We start from the raw sequence: 15,735 nt of genomic DNA on the forward strand, positions 1-15,735 counted from the left end.
CGTGGCGGCCCACCAGGCAGACGTCTACTGCGAGGCGCCGGCTCAGGTGCCGCGCCGCCGCTCGGCCGCGGTCGGCGCTTCACCGCGGCGCGCGGTGAAGCCGGGCGGCATCTCGTCATCGAGGGCGTTGCCGACGATGATGTTGTCGTCCAGCCAGTCGAACGGCTCGCGGCCGCCGACCTCGAGCCACAGGGCTGTGCGGGCGAGGTCGACGGCCACCGGGTCGATGTCGACGCCGAAGATGCACTCGCGGATCACGATCGGCAGGGCGTAGGGAAGGTGGGCGGCCGGGGCCGGGGAGACGCCGGACACGCGCTCGGCGAGGTGTCGGGCGATCAGCCGGGCGGCCTCGACGAGGAAGACGCCGACGCCGCAGGCCGGGTCAATCACCAGCAGGCGCAGGGCGGCGCCCGGGTCCGGATCTAGGACGAGGTGGTCGAGCTGGGGGCCGAAGGACAGGCGGCACATCGACGCGGCGACCTCGGGCGGGGTGTACCAGGAGCCGAGGGTGCCGCGGGCGGCGAGGCCGTCCTTCTTGACGGTGGCCCGGCCGTCGGCGTCGTGGGTGACGGTGAGTTGGAGGAGGTACTGGTGGACGTCGCCGAGGTCCAGGATGTGCCAGCCCTCCAGCGAGCCGAGTGCGTCCAGGGCCTGCTCGGCGATCTGGTTCTCCGGCCGCTCGAGGCGGGGCGGAGCCAGGTGGCGGGCTACGGCGACCCGGTCGATCAGCGAGCGGATCGTGTACTGCAGCGCCGCGCGCCATGGGGCGTGCTGGGCATGGGCCTCGGCCGCCCGTGCGCAGGCGGTGACGGCTTCCTGGGGCGTGACTGTCACAGTTCCTCCAGCAGTAGGAGGCCGTCCCCGGCCAGGGAACAGCCGTCGCATCCGCCGCCCAGGGGCGGCAGGGTGCCCGGTCCGGTGCCGGGGCGCGGTTTGCGCTTCGGAGGCAGGGTGAGGGCGGCGCGGACGGCGGTTTGCAGCGCGTCGAAGTCGGGGGTGTTGTCGTCCAGGACGACGCCGGGGTCGGGGGCGCCGGGACGGGCGGCCTCCTCGATGAGCGCGGTGATGGTGGTGTTGGGGTTGAAGGGGATGCCGCGCGCGTACTCGACTTCGGCGTACAGGGCGGCCAGCCGGGGTCGGCGGGCGACGGCGAGCAAGAGGTCGCGGTGGTTGCTGAACACACACGCGGAGCAGCTGCACCGGCTGCTGCCTGCCCAGTCCCCCGCGCCGGGGGCGGAGTCGTAGGCCCAGTGGTGTGGCCAACTCCCGGCGTCGGTCCAGTCCTTGACGAAGGAGGTGGTCTCGGCGTGGGCGGGCAGCCACTCGTCGACGATGCGGTGTGTGTTCTCGGTGGTGCGGAGCAGCGGCTTGCGCTTGCGCCGGTCCGGGCTCTCGTCGGCTCGCAGGCCCAGCACGTTCAGCATCCGGGCGGGCCGGCCGTGGGCCTTCACGAAGGCGCGGACCGTGGCGCTGAAGGCGCCGTAGATCAGTTTGGTCTTCCAGTCGCCGGTGCAGAACCTGGCCGGGCCGAGCCACGGCCAGTCGCCGCGCTGGGCGATGAAGGTGAGCAGGTCGTAGGGGACGCCGTCGCGGTGGCGGCGCAGCTCCAGGTGGCGCTCGGGCGGGACGCCGAGGAGGCGGGAGTGCTCGGCTGCGAGTTCACCGACGCTGGGGTAGCGGACGCCGTTGAGCGTGCAGGCCGGCCACTCCATCGGCCCGAGGGAAGCGTGGACGGTCCACAGCCGGTCCTCGACGCCGGCCCGGACGGCGGTGTCCCGGGCTATCACGGCGGCTCGCAGCCCGTCCTTGCCGCCGGACAGGTTCACGATGATGAAGTCCTGCGCCGCCACCAGCTCCACCGCGTCGAAGGCGGCGGGGCCGGTGGCGAACAGGTCGAGCTGGGCGCTCACGAGGTTTTCGCCGGGCCGAGGCGGAGGTCCCAGGCGTCGCCGGGCAGGTCCTTGAGCCAGCGGTTCAGGCACTCGCGGGCGAACGCGGCGTCCACCCGGTCGTCGTCGCCGATGGCACTCCAGAACTCCACCAGGTTCCCGGCCTGGTGCAGCAGGGCCCGGGCCACGATGTGTTTCTTCTCGGTGATGCCGAGCGGCGGTGTGGAGGTCTCGGTGGGGGTGCTCATGCCGCGTTCCCCCGGGGCGGGTTGAGGGTGCGGTGGCCTTCCTCGACGTTCCAGGTCAGGTCGGGGAAGAGGCGGCGGATCTGGGCCTCGGCCCAGGGCCACACCGCCTCCCAGCTCTCCTGGGTCGGCTCGTTGACCGCCTGGTGCCAGCCCTCGGCGCACTCGGCGGCCTGCTGGCCGAGGCAGTGCATCACCGTGTCGGCGGTGATCTCGTCCGGCAGCGGCTCGCCGTGCTCCAGGTAGTGGGCGAAGGACTCGAACAGGTGCAGGGCCAGGGTCTCGCCGTCGAGGTGGTGGGTGGTGGTGACGCGCAGGACGGTGCCGCGTCCCTCGGCGTCGGGGACGCTCTTGTGAGTGGCCGGGGAGGGCGAGGTGTTGATGGGCATGGGGTGCCTTCCGTGGTGGGGTTGGGCGGGCCCGGGGGGCACGGGCCCCCGGGCGGGTTCAGTCCTCGTCGGTGTCGAGGTGGTGGCGCAGGTCGATGGCCCAGCCGACCTGGCCGGTGATGCGCCGGGTCTTGAGGTCGATCACGCCCGGCATGTAGCCGTCGCGCAGGGGCCGCCAGTTGTGCAGGCGGTGGGCGTGCAGGGCGGCGATCAGGCCGAGGGCGAAGAGTCCGTGCGGGGCCTCGGAGCGGAACACGCTGGTCTCGTGTCCGGGCTCGCCGCCCGGGACCTTGCTGTAGAGGCGGACCTCTTCCTGGCCGGTGGCGACGTTGAGCAGAAGCAGGGCGGTCTGGACCGGGGCGGTGCCGCCCGGCAGCCCGGCCTCGATGAGGGCGAGCAGCCGGGCGGTGGCGTCGGCGGCAGCCGGTGCGGTCAGTCCCACTTGCGGACCCCGCTCTCCAGGAGCTTGGTCATGTACGGGCGGCCCTCGTGCGGGTCGTGGCCGCAGATGCCGTTGACCTCGCCGGCGGAGTCGTTGGTGAGGGTGAGGTACTTGCCCGCCTTGAGCTGGGCGACCGCGTAGGCGACTCGCCGCTCCAGCTGGTCCTGGGCCAGGCGCTCGGCGCCGGTCATGTGCGTGGTGTCGGTGTTCTCGGGCATCGCCGACTCCCTTCGGGGGTGGGGTTGTTCGCGTGTCCACACCATAGATGAAACCCAATACGTAAGCAATAGCATTCAACGCGGTTTTGATCTTGACTCTCGGGGCCGATCAGAGCGTTGATGGAGGTGCCCGAGGAACACCGCGAAGGCCTCGCGCCACGGGCAACCGCAGCACCAGCTGCCCCCGGCCGGGGAGCTCCCGAACGCCCGAAACCGAAGGAAGAGGACACGATGACGAACACCACCGCGCAGGCCCCGGCCGGACTCAAGGCCTCCGAGCAGAAGGCGCTCGCCGCCCTGGCCGACCATTCCGGCGCGACCGCCTCGGAGATCGCCGCCTACGCCGGGATCGGCGGCTCGACGGCGGGCAAGGCCCTCACCGCCCTGGAGGGCCACAACCTCGCCTACCGCGAGCGCGGCGAGAAGGACGGCGGGCGCAAGACGGCGGACCGCTGGTACTACCGGCCGGTCGAGACCACGCCCGAGCACATCTCCGACGAGCTCGAGGAGACCGAGGCCCCGGCCGACGACGCCGAGCCCGCTACGGCCGAGGCCCTCGAGGCCGACACCGCGCCCGAGACGGCGGCCACCGGCGAGCCCGAGGCCCCGGCCCCCGCTGCCGCGCCTGCGCCCGCCAAGCGCCTGGCACGCGGCGACCTGCGGCAGAAGGTCTACGAGTACCTGGAGGCCCACCCCACCCAGGAGATCGGCCCCTCCGGCCTGGCTAAGAAGCTGGGCCGCAGCGCCGGGGCGGTCGCCAACGCCCTGGCCAAGCTCGCCGACCACGGCCAGGCCGAGCTGACCGCCGAGAGCCCGCGCCGCTACCGGCTCGCCGGACAGGCGTAGCCGCCCGCCGGGGCGCCCGCACCCAGCGGGCGCCCCGGCCCCGTATCCGACCGAGGAGGACCCGATGGCCCGCATGCTCAGCAAGACCGCCCGCCGCCACGCCAGCCAGCCCTGCCGCCACGCCGGACGCGGCTGCACCTGCTACCTCTTCCGCGAAGCCACGACCACCGACCGCCAGCTCGGCAAGCTGCGCGCCCGCCAGCGCCGCCGGGCGCGAGCCATCGAGAAGCGGGACTGGTCGCGCGCCGCGACCCGCTGAGGACCCGCACGACCGGGCACTCCGCCGCACGGGGCCATGCCCGACCATCGCCGCGCCCCAGCCTCGTCGTCGGCGGAGGCCGACCCGGTGACGCCACCCTCTGGTCCCGTACCGCTGCCCCTGATCGGCGGTACGGGACCAGAGGGTGGCGCGCACTGTACGGGCGCAGCCGTCGAGCGCGGCCAAGTCGTCGTCGCGCCTGCTGTCCGGCCCGTCAGGCGGTGCGGCGGCCGGCGAGTGTGGCCGGCCGGACTGCCCCGGGGCCGAAGCGGCGGTTGGCCCGGTCGACGGCGGTCTCCAGGAGGCGGACGTTCTCCTCGGAACGGTCCAGCGAGATCTGCTCGGCGACCTTGTCGGCGTCCACGAGCTGTTCCGCGCGGACCGTGACGGCGCGGACCCGGGCCCGCTCGAGGTGCAGTCCGTCGAAGATCGCGTATGCGGTGTCCCGCAGGTCGAAGCTGTGTGCGGTCGCGGCCGGGAGCCTGCGCGAGCGCACCAGCAGGGTCCGGTCGGCGAAGCGGAGCTGGAGCTGGAGAGCGGTCGCGGCCTGGTCGCGGTCGCGCAGCCGGGCGCCGATCGTGACGGCGGCATCCAGGATCGCGCCCCGCAGGACGGCGCGGTCCAGGACGTCTCGGTCGAAGTGCCTGCTCTCGCCGGTGGAGCGGGGCAGTGCCGTCGGGGTGACGCGCCGGTAGTCCAGACCGTGGGCGCGTTGCTGCAGGAGGCGTCCCTCCCGACCGCCGAGGATGCGCTGGACGGTGGCGGAGGGCACCGCAGCGAGGGCGCCGACGGTGTGGATGCCATAGCCCCGGAGAGTGTCGGCTTGGCGCCGGCCGATGCCGTACAGGGCGTCGATCGGCAGTGGGTGCAGGAAGGCGGCGACCGCGGCTGGGTCGTCGGGGACCAGGCGGATGCCGTCGGACTCCGGGCGTGCGGAGGCGGTGGCAGCCAGGGCCCAGTTCGCGGCTACGCCGATATGGAGGTCGACGCCGGACAGCGCGAGGCTGCGCAGCCGGATGATTCCCGCCAGCTGGGCGGGGGTGCGCTGGTGCAGGCGCAGGACGCCGGATACATCGACGAGGGCCGCGCCGGGTGGAATGACCTGGACGATCGGCGAGATGGGTTCCAGAACGTCGAAGACGGCCCGGTACTGGGCCTCGGGTGTGCCCGGCGCGACCCGCAGGTGCAGGACGGCCGCCCGGTGGGCGGCTTCGTCGCGGTGGAGGGGTGCGGGCGTGCTCACCCCTCCACCTTATCGAACATTCGTTCTAGCTGGTTCGAGTGTTGGTGAGGTGGGGTCCCAGGTAGCCGACAATCACCAGTCCGGAGGCGTCCGTACCGGCGACGTCGTCCAGGAAGTGCACTCTCGGGCAGAGGTTGCCGCGTCCGGCGAGCTTGAGGTGGGGCTGCATCTCGACCAGCTCCCCGTCGAGTGCCGGGAACATCCGTTCGCGTCCGAAGGCCTGCATGGTGGCTGTCGACTCGGCCATCGCAATCTGGTTGACCGGGTAGACCCGGGCTCCGGCGGGCGGGTCCTGGCAGAAGTGGCGGAAGCCGCCCGCCCGGCCCTGGAGACGATGCTCTGCGTAGGAGTTGAGGGCTGCCAGTCCGCTCCACGCCTTCGCCGCCCAGGTCCGGGCCTCGGCGTGCTCGTCGAGGCCGAGCGTGATCCGGCGGTCGGCGGTGACCCGCACGTGCTCGAAGGCCGCGATGCGTGCCCACAGCTCCTCGAACGAGGCGGGAATGGCAGGCAGCGCCTCGGTGGCTGCGGCCACCTCCTCCCAGCGGCCTTGGCTCATCAGCAGCTCGCGCAGCCGGTCGCTCTCGGCCTGGGCCCGCTCGAGCGCGGTCAGGGTCAGCAGGTGGTCCTCCATTTCGGCCTCCCGCGCGGTGACGGCCGCCTGGAGCTGCTCGGCCAGGGAGGTGTTGGTCTGCTCGGCCAGCTGGAGGGTTCGGCCCTCCTCCTGCAGCTGGTCGCTCGCCACTTCCAACAGGCCGGTCAGCAGGGCGACTTCGTCCTTGAGTGCGCTTTCCGCCGCCTCGGGCTGATGGAGGGCGGGGGCGGCCACGGAGCGCGCCTTGGTCACGGCTTCCTGCCGCTCGCGGCGTTCCTGCTCGGCCAAGTCGGGGAACTGCAGAGCCCGCAGGGCCGTCGGCTGCTGCATGGCCAGGGCCATCCTCTGGACCGTGCGCGCGACCCCGTGCCAGGCGTGGTCGCCGGGGTCGAGCCAGCGGGCCTGGGCCAGCCAGCGGTGGCGGGCGGCGTCGGGCTCCCAGGCCGGGTCCACGCCGGGCAGGAAAGTGCGCACCGAGCCGGGGGCAACCCGGTGATGCGTCCCGATAGCGCGCCGGAAGGCGTCGACCGCGTCCTCGTCCCAGAGCAGGTAGAGGGAGGCGTCGCCCGCCGCGCGAGGCATGGTCTGGCTGACCCGGTCCGACCACAGCGGATCGGGCTGGCGGGGCCGGGCGGCCACAATGACCGGGAGGGTGCGGGCCGGGTCGCACAGGACATCCACGAGGCGGCCGACGTTGTCGGCCTTCACGCGCAGGCCGTTCACGGTCAGCCGAGAGAGGCCGTCGTTGAGCTCGAGTTCCCGCACCAGGTCCCGCACCAGCCGGGGCTTCTGGGCCTGCGGCTGCCCGCTGCCGGTGGGGAAGCACTCGAGGTCTAGGCGTACCGCGCCGGGATGTTCCTGGGGCAGGACGGCGGTGACCGTGGTGCGCCAGGTGGCCTCGGGGGTGTCCTGGCGGAGTTCGAGCCGGGTGGCGTACTCGGAGCCGTCGGCGGCATAGGCGGCGTGCGACGTGAGGAGCGAGCCGTCGGCGAGGTGGTGGTGGCCGGAGCCGAGCGGCACCGCCCGGTGGTACTTCCCCTTCAGCCAGTTGCTGAAGGCGCCGCGTACGACGTCGAGCACGTCGCCGCCGACGGCGGCCACGGCGCGGTGCGTGACCGGCATGGCCGAGCGATAGACGAGCGTAGTGACGGGATGAGTCATCGGGGCGGCCTCCAAATCGGGTGGTCTGCGTCGTCCACAACGTAGGTAAAACCCAATACGTAAGCAATAGATTTCAGGGTTCTTTTGATCTTGTTTCGCGGCCCCCGAAACGACTGCGGGCCGCCCCCGGGAGGGGGCGGCCCGCGACGGTCGGCGGTGATCAGGGGAACGTGACGTCCAGGAACTGGGTGCAGGCCCAGGCCGCCCTCTTCGTCCGGCGAGTGACGGCGGTCGGGACGGTGCGCATCTTGTCGACGAGGGCCTGCGCCTGCACCACGTTGATCTCACGGCGCTCGTTGTCGTGATCCCGGTGGACCTGCACGTGCCCGTCGGTGCCGACGCTGGCCCCGTGCACCGGCAGGACCTGGGCGAGGCCGATGTTCCCGAGTGTCTTGCGCTTGGCCCAGAGCGCCTGCCCGACGGTGTCTGCGGCGTGCAGGACCCAGTCGACAGCGACTTCGCCGTCTGCCTCGCCGGCGTAGAGGTTGCCGTCCTCGTCACGGGAGATGTGCGCGTCCGCCGGCCACCCCGCCCAGTCCATGACCACGACGACCAGATGCGCCGACGGCGGCACGCAGAGGTGGTACATGCGGTCGGTGTCCTGCCCGATCGGCCGGGCGTGCAGCAGATGCCAGCCGTCGCGGCGCAGCGGGCCCAGCTGGTCGGCCGTGGCGGCGGTCAGCCGGGCGTTGCGCCGTGCGGCGCTGTCGGGGCGTGTCCGGCCGACCTGGCCCCCGGCGACCGCTGAGGCGCCGCCGACAACCAGGGCCCAGCCGAGCCCGCCGGTCACGGCACCGACCGCCGCCCCGGCCAGTCCGGTCACCAGCCCGTACCCGACGGTGTGAGCGGCGCGCTCGGCACGCACCCGAACCGGGGTCACAGGTCGTCGTCCTCGACGTAGCGGGGCAGGATCCGTTCGGCCGCCGCGGCGACGGTGGCGGCCCACTGCGGGTCGGGCGGGCCCGCGTGGGAGCGCAGCAGGCCAAGGAGCCGGTCGGCCGGGATGATGCGGACGCCTTCGAGAGTGAATCCCCCACCGTCTACCGGGGCGTTGTGCATTGCGATCACCGGCGTGACCACGGTGCGCCCCCGGCCTGTGCGCGGCAGTTCCTTCTGCAGCTCCGCCTCGATCTGCCGGGTCTCGAACAGCACGGAGGGCATCACCCGGTCGTAGGGACGATCGCCGTGCAGCAAACGGCCGTTGACGGCGCGGACGACTCCGTCGCGGCTCCACAGTTTCGCGTCGACCGTGAAGGCTCGGCCGTTCGGCGCGATGAGGGCGAAGTCCACGTTGGCGACGTCGGCCCCGGGAACCGCACGGTCGTAAAGCCCGTACCAGCCCTCCTGCCCCAGAGGCCGTAGGAGTTCGGCGGTCCGGCGCTCCCCCTCGGCGCCGGCATCCCAGTCGCGGATCTCGGCCTCGGCCGCAGCGCTGACCGGCGTGGTGAACCCGAGGAGCGCCTTCAGGTGTCCCCGCCAGCCGGTGGGCTGCTGGGCGGCGCGTAACGCGTCGGCCCGGGCCTGTGCGGAGTTGGTCATGCGTCCGCCTCCAGAATTGCGAGGGCGTGCGCCTGGTACAGGACGGTGCCGTGCGCCCGGAACCTGACCGGCTCCGACGTCCAGCCGCAGGAGCAGACCAGGCCGTCGTCCTTGCGCCACTGCGGGATGTGCTGGTGGTCGCCGGCCCATAGGTACGTGGCGTGCTCTGGGCAGGCGTATCCAATGGCGGACGAGGACAGCCACCCCTCGCTGTGCGTGCCGTCCTTCCCGGACCAGGCGCCCACGAGGTCGAAGTCGCGCACGCAGCCGGGCAGGAAGCACGCCCGCCGCTGGCTGCCGTGCTCGGACCACTGTTTCCAGGTGGCGTCGAGCCCGTTGGTCAGGACGGCGAGGACGTCGTCGCCGAGCAGGATGCCGAGGTCGGCCAGTCCGGACGGGTGACTGGTGGCGGTGAACGCGCCTGCCGCCTGTTCCTTGGCCTGTGCCACCCACTCGTCGAAGTCGGCGCCGGCCACGGTGTCTTCGAGCCACCGGGTGACGGCCAGCGGGTGCGGGCCGTCACCGAGGTGGCCGTGGTAGAAGCGAGCGAACCCGGCCGCCCGGCCGGGGTCGGTGGTGTTCACGAAGTGCAGCAGCCGCGCGGACAGCGCCGCGAGGGTGCCCGCGGTGGTCTGCCAGCCGAAGGTGGCCGGGTTGCGGGGCAGCGGCAGCGCCACGGTCCGCAGGTACATCTGCGCCAGCGTCTCGAGCGTGTCCTCGACGGTCGGCGGGGTCTCCTCGTCGTCCTGGTCGTCGGGCTGCTCGTTGGTGGAGGCGGTCGTGTTGATCACGGCGCGGTCCTCTCTGTGGTGGTGGGCGGTCAGGTTCCGGGGGGCGCGTACGGCACCAGGGGGGTGTCCGAGCGCAGGTAGAGCGGGTGCAGGGGCTGGCCGCCGTCGGTGGTGCCGAGGCAGCGCAGGCCGATGCCGCGCCGCCACAGTCGGTCGGTGACCTGCTCGGCGCGGTGGTGCAGGTCACCGTGGGCGCCCCAGGCGGCCACCACGAAGTGCGAGGTGGCCACGGTGTGGTCGATGAAGGAGTCGGCGTAGCGGCCGATCGGGTCGGGGTCGGTCTTCAGCGCGGCCGGGTTGGTGGCGCAGCGGGCGAAGAGGTTCACAATCGCCAGCCCGCCGGCCTGCTCGCGCCGGGCGAAGTGCATGCAGCGGGTGACGGTGGGGTCGTTGTCCCGGGCGCCTGCCGTGGAGGGGTTGAGCATGATGAAGACGGCGAGCGGCAGGTTCTGGTCCCACAGCCGGGTCAGCAGATAGCGGTGGGTGCGGGCGGTGTTGAACACGGCCGTGCCCAGGGGGCGGTCGGCGAACCCGTGGTCCTCCTCGGCCAGCAGGTCCGCCAGCGGCGGGGCGGCGAGTCCCGCGGTCATCGGCTTCCCTGGGGGTTCCGGATGTCGAACCGTGCGAGCAGCTCCTGCGCGACCCGCTCGTGGTGGGCGCGCGTGACGTCCGTCAGTTCGTCCCAGCGGGGCCGGGGCGTCCCGGCATGGCGGGCGGGCATGGCGGGCCGGGCGGCCCGCTGTCCGGCCCCGGCGCCGAGCGCGGTGTAGAGCTGCTGGGCCAGGTCCTGGAGGTTGACTCGCTGGGCGGCCTGGAAGTGCAGCAGGTGCTCGTGGAAGTCGCGGTTGAAGCGGGCGTCGGCCAGGGCGTGGTGCTCGTCGGCGAGCTGGACGGGCGGCTTGGGCGCGCCGAGCTGGCGGCGCAGGACCTCGAGGTCGGTGAAGATCCGTGGGATGCCGGGCGGCATGGCGCCCCAGTCGTTGCCGTAGAGGCGGTGGAGGTAGCCGAGGTCGTCCTTGCCCCAGTTGGCGAGCAGTTCCGGCTCGTCCTCGCCGGGGAAGTAGGCGGCGAGGTCGGCGGCGATCTGCTCGGCGGGCAGGACGCGGGCGAAATCCGGGTGGTGTTCGTCCCAGCTGATCTTCACGGGCGTCCCGTTGGCGTCGCGCACGATGACGACGGGCAGGTAGGGCAGCACGTGGTCGGGGATGAAGGGGTGGTCGACGAGCGCGTCGAGGTCGGCGTCGGCGTTGATGCCGTAGTACTCCACGGGCTCGGCGGCGTTGTCGGTGACGCCGATCGACAGGAACCCGGCCAGCGTCGGGTTGCGCGGGTCGAACTCGGTGTCCAGGTAGACGAGTCGGTCGCTCATGAGGTGCAGCTCCTGGGGTTCGGGTTGTGGCCTTCAGGGCCGGTGGTCTTCGAGGCGGGCAACGCCGGCGTGCAGGTGCTCGGCGCTGGTCTCCGGGTCCTCGACGGTGCGCACCCACCAGGTGGGCGGGGTGTTCCGCGGGCGTACGGTGCGCTGTTCGACGACCCACTCCCAGCCGGGCATCGGGTGCCCGGCTGGGTTGATCAGGGTGGGTCGCGGCCGGTCGCCGGTCTGCGCCAGCGCGACGAGCCGCTCCAGTTCCGTGCGGACCTCGCCGAGGGTGAGTCCCTCGAGCAGGGGCCGGCCAGAAGCGGGCTCCCGGGGGTCACCGGCGGTTCGCTCCGGCGGTCGCGGTCAGGGCGGCCAGGGTTTCCCAGCCGTGGTGCCATGCCTAATCAAGGGCATATGCACCATTCATGCCGAAATCAGCGAGTTTGTAGAACCGTTCTTTGCCGGTCTTCTTGGCGAGCCGGTGCAGGAGCCCGTTCGGCACGCGCCGGTCCGCGGCGTAGTGGGTCAGGCTCGAGAGGGCGAGGGCACCGGCAACGGCGCCCGGGTGGAGCCGGACGCCGAGGACACGGGTGCCCGCGACGAGGACCAGGCCCTGGGTGGCGGTGTAGGTGACGACGTGCCAGGCACACGCCCGCCGACCCCCGTTGGTACCGAAGGGGGTCTTCACCTGCGTCCTGGGGTCCTCGTAGACGACGGGGGCCGCGTCGGTGGCCCCCTTGGCCTGGGCACACACGGCCGATTGCACCCAGTGGTCGGCACCGTCGGCCGCGGCGCGCAACAGCGCGTAGGCGGTGCCGAAATGGGCGGGGCGGTCATTCACAGGAGGGTTCTCCTTCTTCGACGGTCTCCGGGCGGGGCGGACGCCCCGGCCGGGCTTGGCCGGCGCCCGCCGCGCGGGTGCGCAGCGGGCGCCGCAGGTACATGGCGCTGCTCAGAGCTGCTGCGCGGCGGCTCTGGGGTCGAGGGCGCCGTGCGGGACGTAGCCCTTGCCGTCGCAGGCGGAACAGGCGGCGACCGCTGCCTCCTCGACCTGCGCAAGCCAGAAGGCAACCTGGCGCTCCCAGTCGGCCAGGGCCGTCTCATAGTTGGGCCCGTACACGGCCGCCGGGACCGGCAGGTCCAGGCGGCGGTCGACGAGAACCTGCACGGTGCGCCCGGACTTCAGCGGCTGTCCCCTTCGTCCGATGTCCGACCTGAAGGCGGTCCGGGGCTCGTCGAAGGGGACACGCAAGCTCACGTAGATCCCGGGCGCGCCCTTGTAGTCGACGAAGCAGTACTGCACGCGGGGCATCTGCTTGATGCGGGCCTCGAGGTGCTGCTTGAGTCCGGGGATGTGGCCGGGGAAAAGGTGGCGGTACTCGACCCGCTGCGTCAGTTCGGTCGGGAGGTCCGCGCGCCACTGGGGCTCGTCCGGCGCGGGCGGCTGGCGGCCCTCCAAGGGAAGGAACGGCCCCTCGTAGACGTGTTCGACCGGCGCGCGGTCCTGGGTGACGCACCGGTACAGCCGCCAGTACTCGTCGGAGGAGCGCTCCTTCCACTCCTCGGGGGTCAGCTTCGCCGGGTAGCGCGTGGACAGCGCGGTGGGGTCGCTCAGCTCATACCCGATCGCCTCCGGATGCGGCTGGTACACGGCGGTGATCTTCTCGGCGAGGTGGTCGCTGGTGTACCAGTGGCCCTTGGCATCGACGATCGGCACGAGGCGCTTGACGGGCTCTCCGTCGGCGAACAGGCCGGTGCGGGTGCCGGGTCGCCGGTCGGGCTCGGGCAGGTAGTAGGCCCACCGGCCGTCGGGGAGGTGCAGGGCGTAGCGGGGCAGGCTGGTCACGAGTGCGTGGCCTTTCAGATTGTTGCGGGAGTGGCGGCGAGGGCGGCGAGGCCGCCGCAGAGGAGCGCCAGGAGCTGGACGGTGGAGCACAGAAGGTGCAGGGCGCCGGTGACCGCCGTCTGCACGACGAAGGCGAGGGCGCGGGTGGCGGAGGCGACGGCTTCGTACGGGTCCTCGCCGCCGGTGTGTCCGAGCAGGGTGACGGTGATGGTGTACGCGACCAGCGCGGTGCCGGCCTGCCACAGGAGGCTGCTGCCGTGGGCTGCGGCGACCTGGAGGGCGATCCGTCCGACGGTCAGGCCGCCGAGCGCCATCAGCAGGGGCACGAGCTGGTCGGTGATGCGGCGAGCCGTCGTCATCGGGGGGCCTCCGTAGAGCGGGTTGGGTGGCCGCGCCCGCCGAGGGGATTGGCGAGCGCGGCCGGTGCGTGGCCCCGGAGGGGGGTGGGGGCCGTGCAGAACAGACACTAGTTCAAACCCAATACGTAAGCAACGGGTTTGGATTGTGCGGTTCAAACCGGCCCGTCAGGCGATGGCGCGTTGCCGGCGCTCGCGGTATTCCTGCACGTAGGCGCGATGGGCCGTGCGGCAGGAGTCGCAGGGGTCCTCCCAGGCGCGCAGGTGCCGGTGGTACGCGGCCTCGGTGCCACACGGCTTCATCTGCCGCTCCACCCGGTTGCGCTTGCGGCGCTCGGCGGCCGCCAGGCGGCACGCCCTGCGGCAGTCCTCGCATGCTGCTTCCTTACGGCGGCGGTGGCGGCGGTAGCCGCGCATCGTTCCGTGCGGGAAGGAGCTCCCGTCGCTTCCGGGGACCAGTAGGTGGCGTTCGGCGACGCCGAGCAGCGTGGCGATCTGCCGGTCGGTGGCCACGATGCCCATGCGGCGTGCGGCGTAGAGCATCGCGTCGAGGGCTTGGTCGTGGCCGAACGGCTGCGCCTCGGGTGCAGGGTGGGGCGCCTTGGCGAGGCGTGGCGCTGCTGAGACGTCGGGGTCCTGGGTGCGTTCGAGGACGGCGGTGCCCATCAGCGGCCGGCCGTGCAGTCGACGGCCGCCGCGTCCGGGGGGCACTCGTAGCCGTGCGCCGGGCAGGTGATGTCCTGCCAGCCCTTGCGCCAGGCGCGGTCGCTGAGCATGGCGGGCGCCCAGCGGGCGGTGGGTTTGCCGTGCCGCTCGAAGCCGAAGGCGCGCAGCTCGTTGGTCCCCGGGTAGGAGGCCAGGCTCTCGCAGCGGAAGGTGACGCCGTTGCGGCGGTACAGCCGTCCCGCCTCGAAGAACTCGTCGTGGATGACGTCGTCTGCGCGGTCGAGGTAGAGAAGTCGGGCGCCGAGGGACTCGCGCTCTTCCTCGTCCAGGGCCAGGGCGGCGGGGGTGCCGTCGGTGGTAGTGCACGGGACCCAACTGGTGGTGTCGCTGGCGACCGGCGGGTAGACGTCCTTGTTCCAGCGCAGTTCGGTCACGGTGATGGTCTCGCTCACGAGGGGCCTGCCTTTCACGCGTAGAGGGAAGACGAAGGGGCCCGCTCCGAGCCCCGGACGGGCGCGGAGCGGGCTGCCGGGCGGGTCAGCCGACGCTGCTCAGGACGTTCTCCGCGAATTTCAGGGCGGTCTCACGGTCCATCTGCCTGGGCTGGTCCTGGTCGGCGTCGCGGTGGGCGCGGTCCAGGAGCGTGGCCAGGTGATGCAGGGAGTCGGCGGCGGCGGCCAGGGTGGCGTTGTCGTCCGACGGCCGTACGGTGACCGGCAGGGTCAGGTCGAGCTGGTCCAGCAGGCACAGCTCGCCGTTGATCCGTTCCACCGCCTGCCGGTCGGTGGCGGGGTCGCCCGTCGACGCGAAGGTGATGGTCGCCAGGCCGTGGGCGGCGAAGGCGTCCAGGGTCCGGGTGTCGACGCTGTTGAGGCCGTCGAGTGCCTGGGATGCCAGGGCTATGAGCAGGGCGGCGGTGGACTGCATGGGCATGCGGGGTCGCCTTTCAGGAGGTGGGAGCGGGCGCAGTGCTGGCCGGGGCGCAGGTGCCCCGGCCAGCGGTGAGGAGGCGCGGTCGTCTATGCGACGGGTACCAGGAGGGCGACCAGGCTGGGCTGGCCCTTCAGGCTGGGTGCGGCGAGCAGGGCGGAGATGACGTCCGCCTCGTCCGCGCCCTCGGTGGTGCCGAGGGCGACCAGGATCCGGAGCAGGAGGCGCACTTGGGCGCGGGTCGTCTCGCTGTTCGGGGGGTGGACTCCGGCGGCGTTGGCCGCGCGTGCGTAGTCGGCGTCGGTGAGCCGCTCGATCATCGCCGGGGTGGCCTGGGTGTCGAACTCGGTGTAGAGCGCCATGGCCGTGGCGATGGCCTTGGCGAGACGGCTGTGGGCGATGGCGCGGCTGCGGGTCGTCGTGCCCTTGGGCAGGTGGCCTCGTGCGGTCGGGATGCTCATCGTGTTCTCTCCAGTTGGTAGCCGGGGCTGGCGGTGGGCGCGGGGCCGGGGCCCGAAGGCCCCGGCCTGGCCGGTCAGGCGAGCGGCGGGGTGATCCGCACCCGGTACTCGGTGGCCCGGATCCGGCGGGCCGCCGCGCGCTGGTTGTCGGCGCTGACCTCGTCGTGAAGGGCGGCCGCGTGCTCGAGGTGCACCGCCTTCTGGTCGGCCGCGTCGGCCGGGGCGAAGGCCTTCAGCTCGGTCTCGGTGGCCGCGACCTGGGTGGCGGGCACCCCGTAGCGGACCGCGCCGGGGACCGTGTAGCCGTTGGTGTCGATCAGGCGCATCTCGTGGGTGGTGGTCACTTGGCCAGCTCCTTGGGTGGTTCGCGTGTCTTTGTCGGCACCCCAGACACTACGCAAAACCCAATACGTAAGCAACAGTTTTAGGGGTTTCAGGACGCACCAAAAGGGCGGCCTCCGAGTGGAGACCGCCCTGGTCAGAAGCTGTTCCGGCGCGACGT

Annotated in this window: 24 protein-coding genes; 2 read left to right on the forward strand and 22 right to left on the reverse strand. The window is 72.5% G+C overall.

From position 1 onward, the window contains the following. Positions 1 to 42: 42 nt before the first annotated feature. The 6 genes from ABR738_RS00590 to ABR738_RS00615 are packed head-to-tail and all read right to left on the reverse strand — an operon-like array spanning position 43 to position 3,183. Entirely contained in the window at positions 43 to 834 is a 792-nt protein-coding gene (locus ABR738_RS00590; protein ID WP_350227931.1) for an N-6 DNA methylase, read from the reverse strand. Continuing rightward, complete coding sequence (locus ABR738_RS00595) at positions 831 to 1,910, reverse strand: adenine nucleotide alpha hydrolase family protein (protein WP_350227932.1); 1,080 nt, start codon at positions 1,908 to 1,910, stop codon at positions 831 to 833. The genes ABR738_RS00590 and ABR738_RS00595 overlap by 4 nt, the downstream gene beginning before the upstream one ends. Further along, positions 1,907 to 2,137 (reverse strand): hypothetical protein, encoded by a 231-nt coding sequence (locus ABR738_RS00600; protein ID WP_350227933.1) that lies wholly within the window; start codon positions 2,135 to 2,137, stop codon positions 1,907 to 1,909. Before ABR738_RS00600 ends, ABR738_RS00595 begins: the two co-directional genes overlap by 4 nt. Beyond that, positions 2,134 to 2,523: a hypothetical protein gene (locus ABR738_RS00605; RefSeq protein ID WP_350227934.1), complete on the reverse strand. Its 390-nt coding sequence runs from the start codon at positions 2,521 to 2,523 to the stop codon at positions 2,134 to 2,136. The genes ABR738_RS00600 and ABR738_RS00605 overlap by 4 nt, the downstream gene beginning before the upstream one ends. Positions 2,524 to 2,581: 58 nt before the next feature. Continuing rightward, positions 2,582 to 2,965 carry a hypothetical protein gene (locus tag ABR738_RS00610; protein ID WP_350227935.1) on the reverse strand — a complete coding sequence of 128 codons (384 nt, stop codon included), beginning with the start codon at positions 2,963 to 2,965 and terminating at the stop codon, positions 2,582 to 2,584. Continuing rightward, complete coding sequence (locus ABR738_RS00615; RefSeq protein WP_350227936.1) at positions 2,956 to 3,183, reverse strand: hypothetical protein; 228 nt, start codon at positions 3,181 to 3,183, stop codon at positions 2,956 to 2,958. Before ABR738_RS00615 ends, ABR738_RS00610 begins: the two co-directional genes overlap by 10 nt. A gap of 231 nt (positions 3,184 to 3,414) precedes the next feature. On the opposite strand from ABR738_RS00615, the gene ABR738_RS00620 reads away from it, so the two are divergent. Continuing rightward, the gene (locus tag ABR738_RS00620; RefSeq protein ID WP_350227937.1) at positions 3,415 to 4,029 is read left to right on the forward strand and encodes a MarR family transcriptional regulator; all 615 of its coding nucleotides are present in this window, start codon (positions 3,415 to 3,417) and stop codon (positions 4,027 to 4,029) included. Between the two features lie 64 nt (positions 4,030 to 4,093). Then, positions 4,094 to 4,288 (forward strand): hypothetical protein, encoded by a 195-nt coding sequence (locus ABR738_RS00625; RefSeq protein ID WP_350227938.1) that lies wholly within the window; start codon positions 4,094 to 4,096, stop codon positions 4,286 to 4,288. Positions 4,289 to 4,502: 214 nt separating this feature from the next. Here ABR738_RS00625 and ABR738_RS00630 read toward each other — a convergent pair whose 3' ends face one another. The 16 genes from ABR738_RS00630 to ABR738_RS00705 all read right to left on the reverse strand — a co-directional run bounded on the left by ABR738_RS00630 (position 4,503) and on the right by ABR738_RS00705 (position 15,577). Next, complete coding sequence (locus ABR738_RS00630) at positions 4,503 to 5,531, reverse strand: DNA polymerase Y family protein (RefSeq protein ID WP_350227939.1); 1,029 nt, start codon at positions 5,529 to 5,531, stop codon at positions 4,503 to 4,505. 25 nt (positions 5,532 to 5,556) lie between these two features. Continuing rightward, positions 5,557 to 7,284 carry a coiled-coil domain-containing protein gene (locus ABR738_RS00635; protein ID WP_350227940.1) on the reverse strand — a complete coding sequence of 576 codons (1,728 nt, stop codon included), beginning with the start codon at positions 7,282 to 7,284 and terminating at the stop codon, positions 5,557 to 5,559. A gap of 160 nt (positions 7,285 to 7,444) precedes the next feature. Then, positions 7,445 to 8,164 (reverse strand): hypothetical protein, encoded by a 720-nt coding sequence (locus tag ABR738_RS00640; RefSeq protein WP_350227941.1) that lies wholly within the window; start codon positions 8,162 to 8,164, stop codon positions 7,445 to 7,447. Further along, a complete protein-coding gene (locus tag ABR738_RS00645) occupies positions 8,161 to 8,823 on the reverse strand; it encodes a nuclease-related domain-containing protein (protein WP_350227942.1) in 663 nt (220 codons plus the stop codon). The genes ABR738_RS00640 and ABR738_RS00645 overlap by 4 nt, the downstream gene beginning before the upstream one ends. Further along, the gene (locus ABR738_RS00650) at positions 8,820 to 9,614 is read right to left on the reverse strand and encodes a hypothetical protein (protein ID WP_350227943.1); all 795 of its coding nucleotides are present in this window, start codon (positions 9,612 to 9,614) and stop codon (positions 8,820 to 8,822) included. Before ABR738_RS00650 ends, ABR738_RS00645 begins: the two co-directional genes overlap by 4 nt. Before the next feature lie 29 nt (positions 9,615 to 9,643). Then, positions 9,644 to 10,204, reverse strand: a complete 561-nt coding sequence (locus tag ABR738_RS00655; protein ID WP_350227944.1) for a DUF1643 domain-containing protein — start codon at positions 10,202 to 10,204, stop codon at positions 9,644 to 9,646. Further along, positions 10,201 to 10,983, reverse strand: coding sequence for a hypothetical protein (locus tag ABR738_RS00660; RefSeq protein WP_350227945.1), 783 nt, complete (start codon positions 10,981 to 10,983; stop codon positions 10,201 to 10,203). The genes ABR738_RS00655 and ABR738_RS00660 overlap by 4 nt, the downstream gene beginning before the upstream one ends. 33 nt (positions 10,984 to 11,016) lie before the next feature. Next, the gene (locus tag ABR738_RS00665; RefSeq protein ID WP_350227946.1) at positions 11,017 to 11,166 is read right to left on the reverse strand and encodes a hypothetical protein; all 150 of its coding nucleotides are present in this window, start codon (positions 11,164 to 11,166) and stop codon (positions 11,017 to 11,019) included. Between the two features lie 208 nt (positions 11,167 to 11,374). After that, on the reverse strand, positions 11,375 to 11,815 hold the full coding sequence (locus tag ABR738_RS00670; protein WP_350227947.1) for a hypothetical protein: 441 nt from the start codon (positions 11,813 to 11,815) through the stop codon (positions 11,375 to 11,377). A 111-nt stretch (positions 11,816 to 11,926) separates the two neighbouring features. Beyond that, on the reverse strand, positions 11,927 to 12,820 hold the full coding sequence (locus tag ABR738_RS00675; RefSeq protein WP_350227948.1) for a hypothetical protein: 894 nt from the start codon (positions 12,818 to 12,820) through the stop codon (positions 11,927 to 11,929). Positions 12,821 to 12,834: 14 nt separating this feature from the next. Beyond that, on the reverse strand, positions 12,835 to 13,179 hold the full coding sequence (locus ABR738_RS00680; RefSeq protein ID WP_350227949.1) for a hypothetical protein: 345 nt from the start codon (positions 13,177 to 13,179) through the stop codon (positions 12,835 to 12,837). 165 nt (positions 13,180 to 13,344) lie between these two features. Then, positions 13,345 to 13,842 (reverse strand): hypothetical protein, encoded by a 498-nt coding sequence (locus tag ABR738_RS00685; RefSeq protein WP_350227950.1) that lies wholly within the window; start codon positions 13,840 to 13,842, stop codon positions 13,345 to 13,347. Further along, complete coding sequence (locus tag ABR738_RS00690) at positions 13,842 to 14,294, reverse strand: hypothetical protein (RefSeq protein WP_350227951.1); 453 nt, start codon at positions 14,292 to 14,294, stop codon at positions 13,842 to 13,844. Before ABR738_RS00690 ends, ABR738_RS00685 begins: the two co-directional genes overlap by 1 nt. 85 nt (positions 14,295 to 14,379) lie before the next feature. Continuing rightward, entirely contained in the window at positions 14,380 to 14,775 is a 396-nt protein-coding gene (locus ABR738_RS00695) for a hypothetical protein (RefSeq protein WP_350227952.1), read from the reverse strand. Positions 14,776 to 14,861: 86 nt separating this feature from the next. Continuing rightward, positions 14,862 to 15,233, reverse strand: a complete 372-nt coding sequence (locus ABR738_RS00700; RefSeq protein ID WP_350227953.1) for a hypothetical protein — start codon at positions 15,231 to 15,233, stop codon at positions 14,862 to 14,864. Positions 15,234 to 15,307: 74 nt separating this feature from the next. After that, positions 15,308 to 15,577: a hypothetical protein gene (locus tag ABR738_RS00705; RefSeq protein ID WP_350227954.1), complete on the reverse strand. Its 270-nt coding sequence runs from the start codon at positions 15,575 to 15,577 to the stop codon at positions 15,308 to 15,310. Positions 15,578 to 15,735: the final 158 nt, after the last annotated feature.

Source organism: Streptomyces sp. Edi4 (assembly GCF_040253615.1).
In the GTDB taxonomy this organism is placed as follows: domain Bacteria; phylum Actinomycetota; class Actinomycetes; order Streptomycetales; family Streptomycetaceae; genus Streptomyces.

Excerpts from the sequence above, each read along its gene's own strand:
- ABR738_RS00665 (WP_350227946.1), bottom strand. The coding sequence starts at position 11,166 with ATGCCCGGCTGGGAGTGGGTCGTCGAACAGCGCACCGTACGCCCGCGG.
- ABR738_RS00615 (WP_350227936.1), bottom strand. The coding sequence starts at position 3,183 with ATGCCCGAGAACACCGACACCACGCACATGACCGGCGCCGAGCGCCTG.
- ABR738_RS00685 (WP_350227950.1), bottom strand. The coding sequence starts at position 13,842 with ATGGGCACCGCCGTCCTCGAACGCACCCAGGACCCCGACGTCTCAGCA.
- ABR738_RS00680 (WP_350227949.1), bottom strand. The coding sequence starts at position 13,179 with ATGACGACGGCTCGCCGCATCACCGACCAGCTCGTGCCCCTGCTGATG.
- ABR738_RS00695 (WP_350227952.1), bottom strand. The coding sequence starts at position 14,775 with ATGCCCATGCAGTCCACCGCCGCCCTGCTCATAGCCCTGGCATCCCAG.
- ABR738_RS00660 (WP_350227945.1), bottom strand. The coding sequence starts at position 10,983 with ATGAGCGACCGACTCGTCTACCTGGACACCGAGTTCGACCCGCGCAAC.
- ABR738_RS00625 (WP_350227938.1), top strand. The coding sequence starts at position 4,094 with ATGGCCCGCATGCTCAGCAAGACCGCCCGCCGCCACGCCAGCCAGCCC.
- ABR738_RS00605 (WP_350227934.1), bottom strand. The coding sequence starts at position 2,523 with ATGCCCATCAACACCTCGCCCTCCCCGGCCACTCACAAGAGCGTCCCC.
- ABR738_RS00620 (WP_350227937.1), top strand. The coding sequence starts at position 3,415 with ATGACGAACACCACCGCGCAGGCCCCGGCCGGACTCAAGGCCTCCGAG.
- ABR738_RS00645 (WP_350227942.1), bottom strand. The coding sequence starts at position 8,823 with ATGACCAACTCCGCACAGGCCCGGGCCGACGCGTTACGCGCCGCCCAG.
- ABR738_RS00600 (WP_350227933.1), bottom strand. The coding sequence starts at position 2,137 with ATGAGCACCCCCACCGAGACCTCCACACCGCCGCTCGGCATCACCGAG.
- ABR738_RS00655 (WP_350227944.1), bottom strand. The coding sequence starts at position 10,204 with ATGACCGCGGGACTCGCCGCCCCGCCGCTGGCGGACCTGCTGGCCGAG.
- ABR738_RS00700 (WP_350227953.1), bottom strand. The coding sequence starts at position 15,233 with ATGAGCATCCCGACCGCACGAGGCCACCTGCCCAAGGGCACGACGACC.
- ABR738_RS00635 (WP_350227940.1), bottom strand. The coding sequence starts at position 7,284 with ATGACTCATCCCGTCACTACGCTCGTCTATCGCTCGGCCATGCCGGTC.